Origin of the sequence: Enterobacter cloacae complex sp. ECL414 (assembly GCF_021869685.1) — a bacterium.
Lineage (GTDB): Bacteria > Pseudomonadota > Gammaproteobacteria > Enterobacterales > Enterobacteriaceae > Enterobacter > Enterobacter kobei.
Genome location: NZ_CP091481.1, coordinates 1368749 through 1387406, shown reverse-complemented (window position 1 = coordinate 1387406; position 18658 = coordinate 1368749). Strand labels below are relative to the sequence as shown.

17 protein-coding genes and 5 tRNA genes are annotated in these 18658 nt (G+C 53.3%); 2 read left to right on the top strand and 20 right to left on the bottom strand.

Translation table 11 applies throughout. The annotated features are described in order from the left end of the window. Positions 1-235 precede the first annotated feature (235 nt). Positions 236-616: a protein YbgS gene (locus tag L3068_RS06440; protein ID WP_014883051.1), complete on the top strand. Its 381-nt coding sequence runs from the start codon at positions 236-238 to the stop codon at positions 614-616. 105 nt (positions 617-721) lie between these two features. Next, the gene (zitB, locus tag L3068_RS06435; RefSeq protein WP_117580634.1) at positions 722-1660 is read left to right on the top strand and encodes a CDF family zinc transporter ZitB; all 939 of its coding nucleotides are present in this window, start codon (positions 722-724) and stop codon (positions 1658-1660) included. On the opposite strand, the gene pnuC is transcribed toward zitB, so the two are convergent. The 20 genes from pnuC to mngA form a co-directional block, all read right to left on the bottom strand. Next, positions 1657-2376, bottom strand: a complete 720-nt coding sequence (pnuC, locus tag L3068_RS06430; RefSeq protein WP_014883049.1) for a nicotinamide riboside transporter PnuC — start codon at positions 2374-2376, stop codon at positions 1657-1659. The two genes, zitB and pnuC, sit on opposite strands and share 4 nt — an antisense overlap. Positions 2377-2398: 22 nt before the next feature. Further along, the gene (nadA, locus tag L3068_RS06425; RefSeq protein WP_117580636.1) at positions 2399-3442 is read right to left on the bottom strand and encodes a quinolinate synthase NadA; all 1044 of its coding nucleotides are present in this window, start codon (positions 3440-3442) and stop codon (positions 2399-2401) included. Between the two features lie 191 nt (positions 3443-3633). Next, positions 3634-3709, bottom strand: a tRNA-Lys gene (locus L3068_RS06420). Between the two features lie 23 nt (positions 3710-3732). Then, positions 3733-3808: transfer RNA gene (locus tag L3068_RS06415), tRNA-Lys, on the bottom strand. Positions 3809-3954: 146 nt separating this feature from the next. Beyond that, a tRNA-Lys gene (locus L3068_RS06410) sits at positions 3955-4030 on the bottom strand. Between the two features lie 3 nt (positions 4031-4033). After that, positions 4034-4109, bottom strand: a tRNA-Val gene (locus L3068_RS06405). 26 nt (positions 4110-4135) lie between these two features. After that, positions 4136-4211 (bottom strand) — tRNA-Lys (locus L3068_RS06400). Positions 4212-4372: 161 nt separating this feature from the next. Next, positions 4373-5170 (bottom strand): cell division protein CpoB, encoded by a 798-nt coding sequence (gene cpoB / locus L3068_RS06395; protein ID WP_023332428.1) that lies wholly within the window; start codon positions 5168-5170, stop codon positions 4373-4375. A gap of 9 nt (positions 5171-5179) precedes the next feature. Next, complete coding sequence (pal, locus tag L3068_RS06390) at positions 5180-5701, bottom strand: peptidoglycan-associated lipoprotein Pal (RefSeq protein ID WP_003858578.1); 522 nt, start codon at positions 5699-5701, stop codon at positions 5180-5182. A 35-nt stretch (positions 5702-5736) separates the two neighbouring features. Beyond that, positions 5737-7029 carry a Tol-Pal system beta propeller repeat protein TolB gene (gene tolB / locus L3068_RS06385; protein WP_117580638.1) on the bottom strand — a complete coding sequence of 431 codons (1293 nt, stop codon included), beginning with the start codon at positions 7027-7029 and terminating at the stop codon, positions 5737-5739. Positions 7030-7159: 130 nt separating this feature from the next. Continuing rightward, entirely contained in the window at positions 7160-8428 is a 1269-nt protein-coding gene (gene tolA / locus L3068_RS06380; RefSeq protein WP_014883046.1) for a cell envelope integrity protein TolA, read from the bottom strand. A gap of 28 nt (positions 8429-8456) precedes the next feature. Next, complete coding sequence (gene tolR, locus L3068_RS06375; protein ID WP_003858589.1) at positions 8457-8885, bottom strand: colicin uptake protein TolR; 429 nt, start codon at positions 8883-8885, stop codon at positions 8457-8459. Between the two features lie 3 nt (positions 8886-8888). After that, on the bottom strand, positions 8889-9581 hold the full coding sequence (gene tolQ, locus L3068_RS06370) for a Tol-Pal system protein TolQ (protein ID WP_008501101.1): 693 nt from the start codon (positions 9579-9581) through the stop codon (positions 8889-8891). Beyond that, the gene (gene ybgC, locus L3068_RS06365) at positions 9578-9982 is read right to left on the bottom strand and encodes a tol-pal system-associated acyl-CoA thioesterase (protein ID WP_003858593.1); all 405 of its coding nucleotides are present in this window, start codon (positions 9980-9982) and stop codon (positions 9578-9580) included. Before ybgC ends, tolQ begins: the two co-directional genes overlap by 4 nt. Positions 9983-10130: 148 nt before the next feature. Beyond that, a complete protein-coding gene (gene ybgE, locus L3068_RS06360; protein WP_010428735.1) occupies positions 10131-10421 on the bottom strand; it encodes a cyd operon protein YbgE in 291 nt (96 codons plus the stop codon). Further along, the gene (gene cydX / locus L3068_RS06355; protein ID WP_003858598.1) at positions 10421-10534 is read right to left on the bottom strand and encodes a cytochrome bd-I oxidase subunit CydX; all 114 of its coding nucleotides are present in this window, start codon (positions 10532-10534) and stop codon (positions 10421-10423) included. The genes ybgE and cydX overlap by 1 nt, the downstream gene beginning before the upstream one ends. Before the next feature lie 14 nt (positions 10535-10548). Beyond that, complete coding sequence (cydB, locus tag L3068_RS06350) at positions 10549-11688, bottom strand: cytochrome d ubiquinol oxidase subunit II (RefSeq protein ID WP_023332425.1); 1140 nt, start codon at positions 11686-11688, stop codon at positions 10549-10551. A 15-nt stretch (positions 11689-11703) separates the two neighbouring features. Then, complete coding sequence (cydA, locus tag L3068_RS06345; protein WP_014883043.1) at positions 11704-13272, bottom strand: cytochrome ubiquinol oxidase subunit I; 1569 nt, start codon at positions 13270-13272, stop codon at positions 11704-11706. A 670-nt stretch (positions 13273-13942) separates the two neighbouring features. After that, the gene (mngB, locus tag L3068_RS06340) at positions 13943-16573 is read right to left on the bottom strand and encodes a mannosylglycerate hydrolase (protein ID WP_117580640.1); all 2631 of its coding nucleotides are present in this window, start codon (positions 16571-16573) and stop codon (positions 13943-13945) included. A 23-nt stretch (positions 16574-16596) separates the two neighbouring features. Next, positions 16597-18513, bottom strand: coding sequence for a PTS 2-O-a-mannosyl-D-glycerate transporter subunit IIABC (mngA, locus tag L3068_RS06335; protein ID WP_117580642.1), 1917 nt, complete (start codon positions 18511-18513; stop codon positions 16597-16599). Positions 18514-18658 lie beyond the last annotated feature (145 nt).

Genomic DNA, 18658 nt, shown 5'->3' with positions numbered 1-18658 from the left:
AGTGTAAACACGGTTTTACACTTCACGCAGATAATTCCTGGAATTCGCCTAAAAATCGCCACAAAATAGCGAAAAATGAGATCTAACCTAAGCTTTTTAACTGTAACAACCAATTTTCTACGCCTAAACGCGATTCCCTACTGACGTAAGTCCGTAAGGCGGAATCTTTCGCCTCTAAAAAGATGCACAGTTGGAGAAAGTTATCCAGCGTAACGACAAGAACAGGAGCACCATGATGAAAATGACAAAACTGGCAACCCTCTTCCTGACCGCCACTCTCACCCTGGCAAGCGGCAGCGTCCTGGCTGCTGAAACGGGCACCTCAGACAGCAACGGTGATGCCAATGCGGCAGCAGAAGCAGGCCAGGTCGCCCCTGATGCGAAACAGAATATCGCCCCAAATAATGTCGATAACAGCCAGATCAATACCGGCAACACCAATACCGGCGGCACCATGCTGCATCCGAACGGCAGTGATTCCGGCACCATGAATCACGACAATATGAGTTCAGATGAAGTTCATAAGAACTCAATGTGTAAGGACGGCAAATGTCCCGACCCTAACGACAAAGTGGGTAACGATGCCAATACCAAAACCGATGGCACAACCCAGTAAGTGGTCAGTGCTTTAAATGCGAAAGGAGAGCCCAGGCTCTCCTTTCTTTTTGGAGTAACCTGTTAAAAACGCTACACTAAAAAATAACGAAACAGGAAAGCAGACATGGCGCACACCCACTCACACGCATCTTCTCCCGGAAATGACAACGTAAAACGACTCATGCTGGCCTTCGGCGTTACGGCCACGTTTATGGTTATCGAGGTCATTGGCGGTCTGGTCTCCGGCTCGCTGGCATTGCTGGCTGATGCCGGGCACATGCTGACCGATGCCGCAGCGCTACTCTTCGCTCTGCTGGCCGTGCAATTTGCTCGTCGTCCTCCGAACGCACGCCATACCTTCGGCTGGTTGAGGCTGACTACGCTTGCCGCGTTTGTTAACGCCATCGCGCTGGTGGTCATTACTATTCTTATCGTCTGGGAAGCCATCCAACGCTTCAGGCACCCGCAGCCAATAGCCGGAACGACAATGATGGTGATTGCCGTCGCGGGGCTGCTGGCGAATATTCTGGCATTCTGGATTTTGCATCGCGGCAGCGGGGAAAAGAACCTCAACGTGCGCGCTGCTGCCCTGCATGTGCTGGGGGATTTGCTCGGCTCAGTCGGGGCGATAGTCGCCGCGCTGGTGATCCTCTATACCGGCTGGACGCCAGTCGACCCGATTCTCTCCGTGCTGGTATCGTGTCTGGTTTTACGTAGCGCCTGGAGTCTGCTGAAGGAGAGCGTCAATGAACTGCTTGAAGGGGCACCCGCATCCATGGACATTGACGAGCTGAAGCGTAACCTGCGCCGTTCTGTCCCGGAAGTGCGCAATGTTCATCATGTGCATGTCTGGCAGGTAGGCGAAAAACCGGTGATGACGCTACACGTTCAGGTGATCCCACCTCACGATCATGATGCATTACTGGAACGCATTCATCACTTCCTGGAACATCATTACGAGATTGGCCACGCCACCGTCCAGATGGAGTATCAGGCCTGTAACGGGCCGGACTGTCGCCTTAACGAGGCGCAGCCCGACCATTCACATCATCATCATCATTAGCGGGAAAGCGCGTGAGAGCCTCGCTCACGCGCGCTCTTAATCCACATACGGCTGCCATTCAGGGCAATGAAGGTCAGCAGCAGATATTCCAGCGACATCGCATAGACGCCCTGCAGCGCGAAAATGACCACGCTGATAACGTTGATGATGACCCACAGCAGCCAGTTCTCAACGTATTTACGGGTCATCAGGATCATCGCCGCAATTGACAGCACCATCATGCAGGAATCCCAGAACGGGAAAGCATCCGGCTGAAGTTCTGGCATCGTTACGCTCAGGCCGATACCGGACATAGCCGAAACGGCCACGCGGGTCAGGAAGGCAAACACCGGGTTGATATAAACGGTCATGAAACCAATAGCAACCACGCAAGCGACAAACCAGGCAATGGCTTTCGGCAGGGGTAGCCAGCGGATCTGTAGCTCAGCCTCCTGCTGGCTGTTCTGCCGCGACCATGCGTACCAGCCGTAAATATTGGCGGCGAAGAAGAACAACTGCAAAAGCAGGCTGGCGTACAGCTGGATCTGGAAGAAGATAATCGCAAACAGCGTAACGTTAATCAGCCCGAACGCGTAATTGCTGATTTTCTCCAGGCTTGCCAGCCAGATGCAGAGTAAACCCGCCAGCGTGCCGACGGCCTCAATCCATGACAGGTCATAGCCACCTGCACCAATCGGTATATGAACCAGAATGTTCTGCGTGCTAAAAAAATCCATCTTTTCCCCGGAACGTTTTGAATTAAGTACGTAGTGTAGCCGCAAAATCCAGCATGCGGTTAAGCGGAATTAACGCACCTTCGCGCAGCGCAGCATCGACATGAATTTCATGCGCGGCGCCGCCCGTCTCCAGCCCTTCGGCAATCGCTTTCAGACCGTTCATCGCCATCCACGGGCAATGCGCGCAGCTGCGACACGTCGCGCCCTCGCCTGCCGTTGGGGCCTCAAGGAGCTCTTTCTCCGGCACGGCCTGCTGCATCTTATAAAAGATACCGCGATCGGTCGCCACGATGAGCTGCTTGTGCGGCAGCGTTCTGGCCGCGTTGATAAGCTGGCTGGTTGAACCCACGGCATCCGCCATGTCGACAATGGACTGGGGGGATTCAGGGTGAACAAGAATGGCGGCGTCAGGATAAAGCGCCTTCATGCGTGCCAGCGCCTGGGTTTTGAATTCGTCGTGCACAATACAGGCCCCCTGCCAGCAGAGGACGTCAGCGCCTGTCTGCTTCTGAACATAATTGCCGAGATGTCGGTCAGGTGCCCAGATAATTTTCTCACCCAGGCTGTCCAGATGCTCAATCAGCTCAACGGCGATGCTGGAGGTCACGACCCAGTCTGCCCGCGCTTTTACCGCCGCGGAGGTGTTGGCATAAACCACCACGGTACGGTCAGGATGGGCGTCGCAGAAGGCGGTGAACGCGTCAATCGGGCAGCCAAGATCGAGCGAACACTCGGCATTCAGCGTCGGCATCAAAATGGTTTTTTCCGGGCTGAGAATTTTCGCCGTTTCGCCCATAAAACGCACGCCAGCAACAAGCAGCGTGGAAGCAGGATGTTTTGCGCCAAAGCGCGCCATCTCCAGAGAGTCAGAGATGCAGCCCCCGGTCTCTTCCGCCAGTTGCTGGATTTCCGGGTCGGTGTAGTAATGCGCCACCATCACCGCGTCTCGCTCTTTCAGAAGACGTTTGATCTTCTCGCGGTAGAACTGTTTTTCGTCCTGGCTTAGCGGAACAGGTTTTGGCGGAAACGGATAGATGGCGACTTCGGGATCAAACATTACACTCATTATGGCTTCTCGTTTTACGGGCTTAACAATATTGCCTTTCTTTTGCCTGACATAGCAAAACGCATGGCAATTGTGTTTTGTATACTAAACAAGATAGCGAATCTGGAGTGAAAAGTCACCGGGAATAGAGGTGTGGAGCATTTATAGAATTGCAGATAGCAAAAAGGCGCCTTTAGGGCGCCTTTCTACATTGGTGGGTCGTGCAGGATTCGAACCTGCGACCAATTGATTAAAAGTCAACTGCTCTACCAACTGAGCTAACGACCCCTTGCGGGATTTTTTCTTCGAAGTGGTGGGTCGTGCAGGATTCGAACCTGCGACCAATTGATTAAAAGTCAACTGCTCTACCAACTGAGCTAACGACCCATTCGGGTGCTGACTTCGAAGATTTTTACTCGGTACCACGTTTAAGTGGTGGGTCGTGCAGGATGACTCGGCTTCGCCTCGCCCTTCGGGCCGTTGCTAAAGCAACGTTATCCTTCACGTTTAATATCTGAGTAAGACATTAAAATTGGTGGGTCGTGCAGGATTCGAACCTGCGACCAATTGATTAAAAGTCAACTGCTCTACCAACTGAGCTAACGACCCGAGTGGTGGGTGATGACGGGCTCGAACCGCCGACCCCCTCCGTGTAAAGGAGATGCTCTACCAACTGAGCTAATCACCCACTCTGTACTACCGGAACTGCTTAAGTGGTGGGTCGTGCAGGATTCGAACCTGCGACCAATTGATTAAAAGTCAACTGCTCTACCAACTGAGCTAACGACCCACTTTTACGCTGTTTTCACGTTGTTTGATATCCCGTGGCAACGGCGGCATATATTACTGATTTAAGAATTCTGCGCAACAAAAATTTCGATGAAGATCGCTTAACTGCTTACGAATCATGCTGCACGACCAGAAATAACGCGATTTCTGGTCATGCGATAATCATCCCATCGAATTCAGACGTTTTTGCGCCTGTTTGGCACCTTCAGTACCAGGGAATTTGGCGACCACCTGCTGATAAACCGCTTTGGCTTTCGCAGTGTCTCCTTTGTCCTGCATGATCACGCCAACCTTATACATCGCATCTGGCGCTTTCGGCGATTTCGGGTAATTTTTCACCACGGAGGCAAAATAGAACGCCGCATCGTCCTTTTTACCCTTGTTGTAATTCAACTGACCAAGCCAGTAATTGGCATTTGGCTGGTAGGTTGAATCAGGGTATTTCTTAACAAAGTTCTGAAACGCAGCAATCGCGTCGTCCTGACGAGATTGATCCTGCACGAGGGCAATGGCCGCATTGTAATCCGTATTCGCGTCACCGCTCTGTACAGGCGCGCCTGTGGAAGCGGAAGCATCTGCTGACGGCGCGGGCGCGGATGTCGCCGCTCCGCTCTGATCGCCTGCTGCGGGTTGTGCTGCTGCACCACCACCGCTGCTCAGGCTATCTATCTGCAACAAGATTTGCTTCTGACGTTCCACAACCTGGTTAAGCTGATACTGACTTTCCTGAATCTGACCGCGGAGTGAGTCAATATCGTTTTGGTTATCGGAAAGTTGTTGCTGGAGTTGGGTTAAAAGCTGACTGTGAGCGTTAGAAATACGCTCGAGTTGAGTGACCCGGTCTTCTACCGAGCCTGAGCCGACACTACTGATTGGTGCCTGAGCAAAAGCGGCCCAGGGGGCCGCTATTCCAACCAGTAACGACAGACTCAACAGATGATGTCTGAAGTTACTGCTCATGCCATTCTCTTAGTAAACCAGTACGGCACGACGGTTTTTGGAGTAAGCCGCTTCGTCGTGACCCAGTACTGCAGGTTTTTCTTTACCGTAAGAAACGATGGAGATCTGATCAGCAGAAACGCCTTTACCCTGCAGGTACATTTTAACAGCGTTAGCACGACGTTCACCCAGGGAGATGTTGTACTCTGGGGTACCACGTTCGTCCGCGTGACCTTCTACGGTGACTTTGTAAGATGGGTTGCTACGCAGGAAGTTAGCGTGAGCATCCAGCATCGCAGCGAAGTCAGAACGGATGTCGTATTTATCCAGATCGAAGTAAACGATGTTGTTCTGCTGCAGCTGCTGCATCTGAAGACGCGCCTGCTCTTCAGAAGACATGTTGCCATTGCCGTTCGCGTCCATACCGGTACCGGCACCCATCATGCCTTCGCCGCTCTGGTCATTGCTTGCGTTCTTGTTAGAAGAACACGCTGCGATTGCCATTACAGGCAGAGCGATCATCAGCCCCTTCAGCACTTTGTTCAGTTGCATTTCTATGATTCCTTTAGTAATCAATTAATTATTATTTACAGATACGGCGACCAGGCAGGTGATTTTACCTGTCCATCAGTGGCCGGAATACGCGCTTTGAAACGCCCATCTGTAGAAACCAGATTCAGCACAGATCCCATCCCCTGAGAAGAGCTGTAGATTACCATAGTGCCGTTAGGTGCCAGACTTGGCGTTTCATCCAGGAACGTTGACGACAGAACTTGAACGCCACCCGCTACCAGATCTTGTTTGGCAATGTGCTGCTGCCCACCGTTGGAGCTGACCATTACCATGAATTTACCGTCGCTGCTCACGTCTGCGTTCTGGTTCTGCGAACCTTCCCAGGTAATACGCTGCGGAGCACCGCCGTTGATGTTTACTTTATAGATTTGTGGACGGCCAGCCTGGTCAGAGGTAAACGCCAGGTTTTGACTGTCCGGGAACCATGAAGGTTCGGTGTTGTTGCTGCGACCATCGGTCACCTGGCGGATCTGGCCAGAGCCAATATCCATTACATACAGGTTAAGGCTACCGGTTTTAGACAGCGCAAAGGCCAGTTTAGAGCCGTCCGGAGAGAAGGAAGGCGCACCGTTGTGACGTGGGAACGACGCTACCTGACGCACAGCACCGTTAGCCAGCGTCTGGATAACCAGCGCAGAACGACCGCTCTCGAAAGTCACGTATGCCAGTTTAGAACCGTCCGGAGACCAGGCTGGAGACATTAGCGGCTGGGAAGAACGTTTCACCAGGAACTGGTTGTAGCCGTCGTAGTCAGAGACGCGCAGCTCATACGGGAACTGACCGCCGTTGGTCTGCACCACATAAGCAATACGGGTACGGAACGCACCTTTAATGCCGGTCAGTTTTTCGAATACCGCATCGCTGGCCGCGTGAGCCGCGTAGCGCAGGTACTGTTTAGTGACCTTGTAGGAGTTCTGTGCCAGAACGGTACCCGGTGCACCGCCGGTATCTACCAGCTGCCAGGCCACGTTGTAAGAGCCGTCCGGGTTAGGGGTAACCTGACCCACAACGACCGCATCAATACCCAGCGCAGACCATGCAGCAGGCTGTACTTCCTGTGCATTGCCCGGCTGCTGAGGCAGACGAGAACGATCTAACGGGTTGAATTTACCGCTGTTACGCAGGTCAGCCGCCACGATGCCACCAGCATCTTCAGGTGCAGCGCCAGGACCGGCCCACTGGAACGGAACAACACCGATTGGGCGTGCCGAGTCCACCCCCTGGGTGATCTCGATACGTACTTCTGCGTGCAGCACAGCTGCCCACAGCATTAAAAAACTAAATGCTACACGTAATGCCTGCTTCATCATATCTCCCTTATCCGGGTAACCTTACCCACGATAATTTAGCAGAATGTTAACAAACTCAAATAGACAAAACTACACGATCCTGGCTATGACAATAGTCGGTTTTCTATACTTCCCAAAGGAAAGACGATCACAGCTTAAAGTCTAGTTTGGCATCTTTTATCTTATCGTAAACAGCCTCACTCGGCGGTTTAGGAATGTTCGCCGATCTTGCTGCGGCTAACGCTGCCTGGCAAAGCGCAGGATCGCCCCCTTCAGAAGTGACGCTTTTCAACCGTCCATCTGGGGCAAGATTGATATGCAGCACGCACTGTTTGCCCTGATACAGGCCCGCATCAAACAGACGGCTTTGGATCGCCACCTGAATCTGCTTCGCATAAGCGCTGATATCTGCACCCGTTGCCCCGCCGTTGGCGCCGGAGGTCCCGCTGTCTTTAGACGGCTGACCGTTCCCTTTCGCCCCGCCACCCGCTTTTGGTGCGTTCTTACCTGAACTCAGGTCGCCCAGTAAATCGTCGACGCCGGCAGCCGCAGCCGCTTTATCTGCAGCGGCCTTTTTGGCAGCGGCTTTTTCAGCCGCAGCTTTCTTATCGGCAGCCGCTTTTTTATCTGCTGCAGCTTTCTCGGCAGCCGCTTTTTTATCTGCTGCAGCTTTTTCAGCCGCAGCCGCTTTTTCAGCCGCGGCCTTCTCGGCAGCTGCCGCTTTCTTCGCAGCGTCAGCCGCTGCTTTCTTCTCTGCTTCCTGAGCGGCTTTCTTCGCCGCTTCGGCTTCAGCTTTCTTCTGAGCGTCAGCAGCCGCTTTCTTCGCCGCTTCGGCTTCGGCTTTCTTCTGAGCATCAGCAGCGGCTTTCTTCGCGGCTTCGGCTTCAGCTTTTTTCTGGGCATCGGCAGCCGCTTTCTTCGCTGCTTCAGCCGCTAATTTTGCCTGGGCATCAGCCTTCGCTTTGGCATCCGCTGCGGCTTTAGCGGCCGCTTCTTCCGCCTGCTTTTGCTGCTCCTGCGCTTTTTTCGCGGCCTCTTCAGCTTGCTTTTGCTGTTCCGCCTGCTCTTTCGCCGCTTCCTGCGCCTGCAAACGTTCTTTCTCAAGCTGCTTCAGACGTTCCTGCTCCGCGGCCTGCTTTTCACGCAGCTCTTCCGCTTGCTGTTGCGCCTGTTTTTCACGCTGTTCTTCAGCCCGTTTTGCACTCGCCTTCTGCTGCTGTTGGCGATTATAGTTTTGCACTACCGCACCGGGATCCACCATAACGGCATCGATGGAAGACCCTCCACCGCCGCCTGATGCATCAATATGCTCATCGAACGAACTCCAGATCAGCGCTGCAAAAAGAATCACGTGCAGCACTGCGGAGACGATTATCGCTCGCTTAAGCTTGTCGTTCTGTTCGGTTGCCTTTGACACTATCGGTTCCCAAAAACTACGCGGATGATCAAATAGGTTGAGTCATTAAGCCAACTGACTTAACACCCGCACTATGTAGCAAGTTCAGCGCTTTAATAATTTCATCGTAGGGTACGTCTTTCGCGCCACCGATTAAGAAGACCGTTTTCGGATTTGACTCCAGGCGACGCTGCGCCTCAGCTATCACCTGCTCCGGTGGAAGCTGATCCATACGATCTTTTTCTACCACCACGCTGTACTGCCCTACGCCGGAAACTTCAATGATGACCGGAGGATCGTCATTGGTGCTCACCGCCTGTGATTCTGTCGCATCCGGCAGATCCACCTCCACGCTCTGGGTTATGATTGGCGCTGTTGCCATGAAGATCAGCAGCAGTACCAACAGGACGTCCAGCAGTGGAACGATATTGATTTCGGACTTGAGCTCGCGACGACCTCGTCCACGCGATCTGGCCATGGTTTACCCCTTGTTGCTCTCGGTGCTGGTAAACGCCTGACGGTGCAGAATCGCAGTGAACTCTTCCATAAAGTTGTCGTAGTTCAGTTCCAGTTTGTTCACGCGCTGGTTCAGGCGGTTGTAAGCCATTACCGCCGGGATTGCCGCAAACAGACCGATAGCGGTCGCAATCAGTGCTTCAGCGATACCGGGTGCAACCATCTGCAACGTCGCCTGCTTCACCGCACCCAGCGCGATAAAGGCGTGCATGATCCCCCATACTGTACCAAACAGGCCGATATACGGGCTGATGGAGCCGACAGTACCGAGGAAAGGAATGTGCGTTTCAAGATTTTCCAGCTCACGGTTCATGGAGATACGCATCGCACGAGAAGCGCCTTCCACAACCGCTTCCGGCGCATGGTTATTTGCGCGATGCAGGCGAGCAAACTCTTTGAAGCCGCTATAGAAAATTTGTTCGGAGCCGGTCAGGTTTTCACGGCGCCCCTGGCTCTCCTGATACAGGCGAGAAAGCTCAATACCCGACCAGAACTTATCTTCAAACGCTTCCGCTTCACGGCCAGCAGCATTGAGGATACGCGTTCTCTGGATGATGATGGCCCAGGATGCGATTGAAAAACCAATCAAAATCAACATGATAAGTTTAACCAGAAGGCTTGCCTTCAGGAACAAATCAAGGATATTCATGTCAGTCACTGCTTAAACTCCGCGACAATAGACTTAGGAAGCGCACGAGGCTTCATTATGGTTGGATCAACACAAACAATCAGTACTTCAGCTGAGTTCAGTACGGTGTTCTCTGCGTTGACTATCCGCTGCGTGAAAACCAGTGAGGTCCCGCGCATTGATGTAATTTCAGTTTGGACTTCGAGCATGTCGTCGAGTCTGGCAGGCGCAAAATACTCAAGCGTCATCTTGCGTACCACGAAGGCAACTCGCTCAGCCAACAGCACCTGTTGACTAAAGTGATGATGGCGCAGCATCTCTGTGCGTGCCCGTTCATAAAAAGCAACGTAGCTGGCGTGGTAAACCACACCACCGGCATCGGTATCTTCGTAATAGACACGAACCGGCCATCGAAACAGCGTTGTATTCACTTTACATCCCAGTAATACAAGAAAAGTTGGAGCTTTCAAACTTCGCTACTATACGCGCGGGAAAGATGGTTTGGAATGGGAGAAAGTAAACGGAGAGTAAATTTTTATGGGCTCGGGTAAGCCCATATCGTTATAGGACATTTCTTATTCAGAAGAAGAAGAAAATCAAACCGGCGAGGAGAACCAGATCGGCAATCAGCGGGCAGAAAATGCCCTGCCAGTGTACCGCTTTCGGACGAAAGCCCACGCCGTGGATCACCCCAGCACACACTGCCCACATAATGAGGAAGCCATGCCAGATTTCCAGTTCGCTGGTTTTTGCCGCGAAACGCGACGGGTCCCAGAAGATGCAGCCTGCCAGCAGTAATGCCATCACTAAAGAAAGCGCCCGTAACGGGCGCTTATCCATTACCGCGTAAAGCGTCGCGATAATGTTCATCAGTGTTTTTCTTCACCCGCTTTCGTCGCTTCAACATGCTCAAGCGCCAGGGCGGTGATGACACCAAAAGCACAGGCAAGAAGCGTCCCTAAAATCCATGCGAAATACCACATATTCAGCTCCTTACTTAGTACATAGAGTGGGTGTTGCTTTCGATATGTTCTTTGGTGATACGACCGAACATTTTCCAGTAACACCAGATGGTGTAAGCCAGAACAATCGGAACGAACACGCAAGCAACGTAAGTCATTAAGTTCAGCGTCATATGGCTGGAGGTTGCATCCCACATGGTCAGGCTAGCATTCAGCATGGTGCTGGATGGCATGACGAATGGGAACATGGCAATACCCGCCGTCAGGATGATGCACGCCAGGGTCAGCGAGGAGAACAGGAACGCCAGCGCGCCTTTCTCCAGACGAGACGTCAGCATGGTCAGCAGCGGCAGCAGTACACCCAGAGCCGGGATTGCCCACAGTGCAGGCATGTTATTGAAGTTCACCAGCCATGCGCCAGCCTGACGCGTCACTTCTTTGGTCAGCGGGTTAGACGGTGCCGTATGGTTGATCGCAGACGTCACGACATAACCATCAATACCGTACACCACCCATACGCCTGCCAGTGCGAAGCAAACCAGCGTCACCAGTGCAGCAACCTGAGCCGTCGCACGGGAACGCAGGTGCAGTTCACCCACAGTACGCATCTGCAGGTATGTTGCGCCCTGCGTGATGATCATCGCCACGCTCACCACACCCGCCAGCAGACCAAACGGATTCAGCAACTGGAAGAAGTTACCGGTGTAGTAAAGACGCATGTATTCGTCCAGGTGGAACGGTACACCCTGCAACAGGTTACCGAACGCCACGCCGATCACCAGCGGTGGAACGAAGCTACCAATGAAGATGCCCCAGTCCCACATGTTGCGCCAGCGGGTGTCTTCAATCTTGGAACGGTAGTCGAAACCGACCGGACGGAAGAATAAAGAGGCCAGCACCAGAATCATCGCCACATAGAAGCCGGAGAACGCAGCCGCGTAGACCATCGGCCAGGCAGCAAACAGCGCGCCGCCTGCGGTGATCAGCCACACCTGGTTACCGTCCCAGTGCGGGGCGATGGAGTTGATCATGATTCGACGCTCGGTGTCATTACGACCGAGGAAACGAGTGAGCATCCCCACCCCCATGTCGAAACCATCGGTGACAGCGAAACCGATCAGCAGAACGCCAATCAGCAGCCACCAGATAAAACGCAATACTTCATAATCGATCATTTGATGACTCCTGTCTTAGCGTGCCGGCTGAGTAGTCGCAGTGGACTGCTCGTAGTGATAGCGACCGGTTTTCAGGCTGCTTGGGCCAAGGCGCGCGAACTTGAACATCAGGAACAGTTCAGCCACCAGGAACAGGGTGTACAGACCGCAAATCAGCAGCATGGAGAAGATCAGGTCGCCTGCAGTCAGGGAAGAGTTCGCTACCGCCGTTGGCAGTACCTCACCAATGGCCCATGGCTGACGGCCATACTCCGCAACAAACCAGCCGGATTCGATAGCGATCCACGGCAGTGGAATACCGTACAGCGCCGTGCGCAGCAGCCATTTTTTCTCGCCGATGCGGTTACGAATGACGGACCAGAAGGAAGCCGCAATGATCAGCAGCATGATGATGCCGCAGCCCACCATGATACGGAATGCGAAGTACAGTGGCGCAACACGCGGAATGGAGTCTTTGGTCGCCATCTGGATCTGCGCTTCCGTCGCATCAGAAACGTTCGGGGTATAGCGTTTCAGCAGCAGACCGTAACCCAGATCTTTCTTCACGTCGTTGAACTGGTCACGTACCGCCTGATCGGTAGAACCGGCACGCAGCTGTTCCAGCAGCGAGTAGGCTTTCATACCGTTACGGATACGCTCTTCGTGCTGAACCATCAGCTCTTTCAGACCAGTGACCTGCTTATCAACAGAACGGGTGGCGATGATACCCAGCGCGTAAGGGATCTGAATCGCGAAGCGGTTTTCCTGCGCGTCCTGATCGGGAATACCGAACAGCGTAAAGGCAGCAGGCGCGGGTTGAGTTTCCCATTCAGCTTCGATTGCAGCCAGTTTGGTTTTCTGCACGTCACCCATTTCGTAACCGGATTCATCACCCAGAACGATAACAGAGAGGATGGCAGCCATACCGAAGCTTGCAGCGATAGCAAAGGAGCGCTTAGCAAAAGCGAAGTCGCGACCGCGCAGCATGTAGTAAGAGCTGATGCCCAGAATGAACATCGCGCCGCACACGTAACCAGAAGCCACGGTGTGAACGAATTTCACCTGTGCAACCGGGTTCAGGACCAGCTCGGCAAAGCTGACCATCTCCATACGCATGGTCTCGAAGTTGAAATCAGACGCGATGGGGTTCTGCATCCAGCCGTTCGCCACCAGGATCCACAGCGCGGACAGGTTCGAACCTAATGCCACCAGCCAGGTGACGGCCATATGCTGGACTTTACCCAGACGGTCCCAGCCGAAGAAGAACAGACCTACAAAGGTGGATTCGAGGAAGAAGGCCATCAGACCTTCAATGGCCAGCGGCGCACCGAAGATGTCCCCTACATAGTGGGAATAGTATGACCAGTTAGTCCCGAACTGGAACTCCATGGTCAGACCGGTGGCCACGCCCAGTGCGAAGTTGATACCAAACAACTTGCCCCAGAACTTGGTCATATCTTTATAAATCTGTTTGCCGGAGAGGACGTAAACCGTTTCCATAATGGCCAGCAGGAACGCCATACCGAGCGTCAGCGGCACAAACAGGAAGTGGTACATCGCGGTCAAGGCAAACTGTAAGCGCGACAGTTCGACTACGTCTAACATTATGACTCCTTGCTCATCGCATGAAGACTCCGAGAGTGAACCCCGTCAGAAGAGATCCACACGCATGCCCCAATACAAATTATTCGCATCCTGGTCGTCGTTATTACCCTGAAGAAGGATAAAAACGATGACGTCAGGTTACAAATAGGTTAATAAAAAACTCAAATTGATCCCGCAAATATAATACGCTGCAAAACCCTTACAATAAACAGGTTTTTATTGAATCACATTTACGTTTTTCGACGGCGATCAATTTATAGCAAAATTACCACTTTTCGGCCATTTTGATCGGGAACAATTTAGCGCTTTTCAACGCCTTTTTCCAAGGATTAAACATTGATTTAAATCAAAAACCAGCAGCAATGTTAATCATGTTTAATCGCGGTGAGAATGGTAAAAACCATGTTAACGATATGTACATGCAAGGATGTGATAGGTTATCGAAGAAGGAAAAAATATAAACAGAAGTGATTTTTATTAACGCGAGAGAAATTGTCCTTTTCAAGCGCGACCAACAATAAAGCGTAGTCGAGCCAGATTATTTTTCCATTGCTTTTCTGCAACTCTTAGAAATTACATTTAATTTACCTTTATCACCCCATAAGTTAACACCACGGTGTGACTATTTAATAAAAAAGGCCGCTAACGCTGCAGCCTTTTATCACTGTTTTCAGCCGACAAGCACGCTAAAGGTGCGTGACTGTCCAGGCCTGAATACCCCTGCAATGCCCTCGCCTTCATGCTGCGCTAACACCTGTTCATTCATGTCCGTTTCGCAGCACCGTTTCACCGTCGGATTCACAGATAACGTCGCGTCACATGCGCTGGACGCTGACGGGTTAAACAGACGAAGAATAAGCTCATCACGATCTTCCGCCTTTTTGAGAGCACTGAGCACACATCCCGTTGGCGAAAGCGCTAACAAACTGTAACTTTCCGGCGTGGTAAACGGTGCGGGGTTCAGTTTCATGGCATCCCAGGGAATTTTGTTGTAGCACTGTACGGGCGTTAACCACGATTTAGCCTGCTGCGCGACACCCGCATTTTCCGGCGTACCGCTGAAACTGAAGAGACTAAAGCGACAGCTTAACGCGCCCCGAACCTGGGAGTCAGGAACGGGCAGTTTGATCCCTGATGGTCTGCCGGGACGCAACAGCAAATCTTCTTTGCCGAGTAGCCCCACGCCACGCAACAAGGTTACGGCAAAGGCTTTTTTATCCTCGCCCACCACTTCAAATTCGCGCAGTCCCTCGGTGAACAGCGCCAGCCCGTTTCGTTTCTCCTGCAGGACGGCGTAATTGAGTAAGTTCCAGACGGGAACCGGCGCTTCTTTCCAGCCCTCCTCCTGCCAGTTTTGCATGGCGGGATCCTGCGCAGCACGCGTGACCGTACCAAACTGCGTATCCGCTAATACCTCCTGAGTTGTAAACGGCGTTGGGATCAGCACGCGAACGCGGTGGTCGTCAGCCTGATTGTCCAGACGAACCGCCACATCAATGCGTCTGCTGTTGTGGCTAAGCGTGATTTCACACTCAGCGCTGAGAGAACCGTTCCTCTGGCGCGCCGTGCGTTCGGCCAGATTAGCCGGAACAGCGATCCGATGACGGATCACCGCCCTGCTCTGCCAGCCTTCATGCGTCACCTCAACCTTATGCTCGCCCTGTGCTGAAGTGAGCCTCCACTCTTCCCGGGCAGGCGAGTAGTCGTACTCATCGCCATCATCCGAACTCTCTTCGATTTCCAGTACGCGGTCATAAATCAGCCCGGTTTCTTTGTCACGCAGGCGCAGCGTGCCGTCTTCATTGAAATCAACCTGCCAGAACGCATTTTCAAGTAAGGATTCTGTGTTTTTCACCGCTGCGCGCTGCTTCCCGGCCACGTTCGGTTCGATAAACAACGTACGGTACCCCATCGACGGCAGTATCTGGCTGAGCTGAATATCAAACTCCATAAACGGTTCGTAATTGCCGTAATGGACAATCTGTCGGTCGATGAGACCGGGGTCGAGTTCGCGTGCGCTGCGAATGAAATACGGAATCTCATTGCCTTTATCATCCCACAGACGGAACTGGCTGGCACGCAGTCGGATGGTGGTGTTCATCACCTCTTCACGCGGCCAGGGCATCAGGTTGAACATCACCAGCTTATCGGCATCGCTTTGCGGCATGTTGTCGACAATCTTGCGCATATAGAAACGCACCAGGTTGTCTGCCATGTCTTCAGCCAGTTCGAAGCGGGAGACAATCTCACGATGCACTTTGTCGCTGCAGCAGCAACCGATGCTGTCGTGAGCGTGGTTTTTGAGGATCTCTTTCCACATTTTCTCCAGCAGACCGTGGTGGTAATCGAAGCCCAGCGTCCAGGCAAGGGTCGCCAGCGGCTCGAGGATATTGACAATTTTGTTCTCAATACGCGCATGGGCGATTTTGATGTCCATGCGCGTAGAGCCGATTGTCCGGTGAACGCGCATGTATTTCCCGTCGATAAACTCCCCTTTTACCGTCGCCAGTTCATCGCGGTGCGCATCGATGTGGTCAAATACCTCTTCGAACCGACTCATCACAAACTGACGCTGGGGATAGATTTCTCGCAGCTTGTCCATTACTGCAAAAATATTCTGCTGCAGCGGCATCTGATCGTGACCGTTGGGCAGCAAAATCTCTTTGGTGACGGAGGCGCTTTCCAGCACCTCGAGATAGCTGTCGAGCCGCTTTCGCAGCCCCGCTTCGTCCTCCGGTAAGTACTTACCAATCGCGTAGCCCAGCGGCAGTACCTGTGCCGTCACTTCGCTGCCGTCCTGGCTCTGCCAGAGAAATTCCGTTTTATCGGTTCCGTGTCGTTCCGAGCAGCCGCGCCAGAACATGGTCCGCGTTATGCCAAACCCGTTATAAATATGCGGAAGCTGACCGGACATACCAAATGAATCCGGCAGATAGCCGATTTTCATCGGCTCGCCGAACGCCATACAGTCGCGAATGCCATACATAAGGTTGCGGACGATCGACTCGCCGCTGACGAGGGTGGTATCAGTCTGGGTATACCAGGGGCCAATAATCAGTTTTCCGCGCTCGACAAGGGCCTTCACGCGCGCGCGGTTTTCAGGCACGACGGCAAAATAATCCTCCAGCACCGCCGTCTGCCCATCAAGGACGTAATATTTATACTCGTCATCCTGCTCCAGGCGGGTCAGGATCTCTTCCATATTATTGACCAGAAGAATACGTGACTCTTCGGTGGTGAAATACCACTCACGGTCCCAGTGCATATGCGGTGTGATATGAACGCGAGATACAGCTTTCATCTTCGTTTCCTGTGTGTGAGTTTTTACCGTATGGCGTCTTCAGTGACGTAGTTGCCCTTTTTTACCGCCTGGCGTCGCCAGAGCAGCAGAATAAACGTGGAGATAGCGGCCCCCAGCAGCGCCGCGCCAAACCAGCCCGCCGCGGCAACCACACCGGTCAGCCCTGCGTCGTGAAGTAAAAAGAGAGAGAAAATACCCGCCCCCGGGGTAGACAGCCCGATCCCCATCGCCCCAACAATCGCGCCGGTTACCATGGAGCCGAGCACAAAGGAGCCAATGACGCGAAGGGGATCTTCTATCGCCATCGGAATCGCCCCTTCGGTAATGCCCGCGAGTCCGAGCAGCCACGTTGATTTACCGGTTTCAATTTCAAACGGTTTAAACAGTCCCGGAGCCAGCATCGTTGACGCCGTCACGGTAAAGGCCGAGACCATTTTGACGGAGGCAAAGATGGCATAGGGACCGTATACGCCGTTCGCCATCGCGCCCAGGCAAAACGCGTAAGAGGCTTTGTTGACCGGCCCGCCCAAATCAAATGAACACATAAAGCCGAGGATCGCCCCCAGGAGCAGCGCATTCGCACCGGACAGACCATTAAGCCAGACGGTGAGCGTGTTATTAAGCCAGGCCACCGGTTCGCCGATCACAAACAGCATCAGGCTACCCGCCCCCAGCACGCCAATGACCGGATAGAGATAAAAGGTTAAAAAGCCGTTATAGCGGCTACTCAGGCGGATGTGATTTTTCACCCAGCGCATCAGGTAACCCGCGATCAGGCCGCCCACGATAGCCCCCAGAAAACCGGAGCCGATCATATTGGCAGCAAGACCGGCAGCAAATCCCGGTGTCAGCGCGGGTTTATCCGCCAGCGAGTAAGCGGTATACGCGGCCAGAACGGGAACCATCAAAATTCCGAGCATGCCGCCGCCAAGCTTGCGGTACATCCACAGCCACGAGTTTTCCTGGTCGAACAAGTGCTGCAAGCCCAGGATTTGCGCCAGCAGTACCGACACGGCCAGCACCGTACCGCCAGCGACGATCAGCGGCACCGCAAAGGAGATCCCGCTGAGGAGCGCCTGTTTGAGCTCACTTTTTACGCCCGTTTTCGTTTCGGTATCGACATACTCATGACCCGCATCGGATGAAGGCCGTAGCGCCAGCGCGCGCTCAATTAGCGCTTCAGCATGGCGCAGGGGCTCCGCAACGGGGACGGAAATCGCGGGGATCCCCTGAAAACGCTCACGCTCTTTGATCGCCACGTCTGCGGCAAAAATGCATGCTTTCGCCTCCTTCAACTGCTGCGCAGTGATGCGCCCCTCAATGCCGTTCGCCCCCTGCTTTTCGACCACCACGTTGACGCCCAGCCTGCGTCCCGCTTTTTCCAGGTATTCCGCAGCCATATAGGTATGCGCAATTCCAGCCGGACAGGCGGTAACGCAAACGATCGTCGGGGCATTCACCGCAACGGCGGCCTCTTGCGCTTCAGGGGTCGCTTCCAGGGCAGCAAGCACATCTTCCGCCGTGGTGGCTGCCATCACGCGCGCCCGGAGATCGTCATCCGCCAGGCGAGACGTCAGTTCCGTCAGTACCTGAATATGTGTCGACCCCGCTTCGGCAGGAGGAATGGCGAGAAGAAAAATCAGCTCAACCTCTTCCGGTCCGTCCACGCCTTCCCACTCCAGCGGTTCGCGCAGCGTTGCCACGGCGAAGGCCGCTTCTCTCACGACGGCTGATTTTCCGTGGGGCACCGCCAGCCCTTCGCCCAGGGCGGTGGGGCCAAGCGATTCCCGATGGAAAACTTCTTTAAGAAAAGCATCGGCATCAGCGATTTTGCCCAGCGCCACCAGACGTGTCGCAAGCTGACGGATTGCCTCATCCCGGCAGGAAAACCGCGCCTGAACGCAAACTGCACGCGGATCGGTCAGGGTCGTCAGGTTCATAGTGATCCTCACATTTAGATCGTTATTGTCTGGGATGGATTCTGGCAGATCTTATAATACATGTATGTGATCACTTTCACTAATAAGCCAATTTGTATTTTATTTGTATTATTTACAAATCATCAGTTGAATGCATAATTCCCTG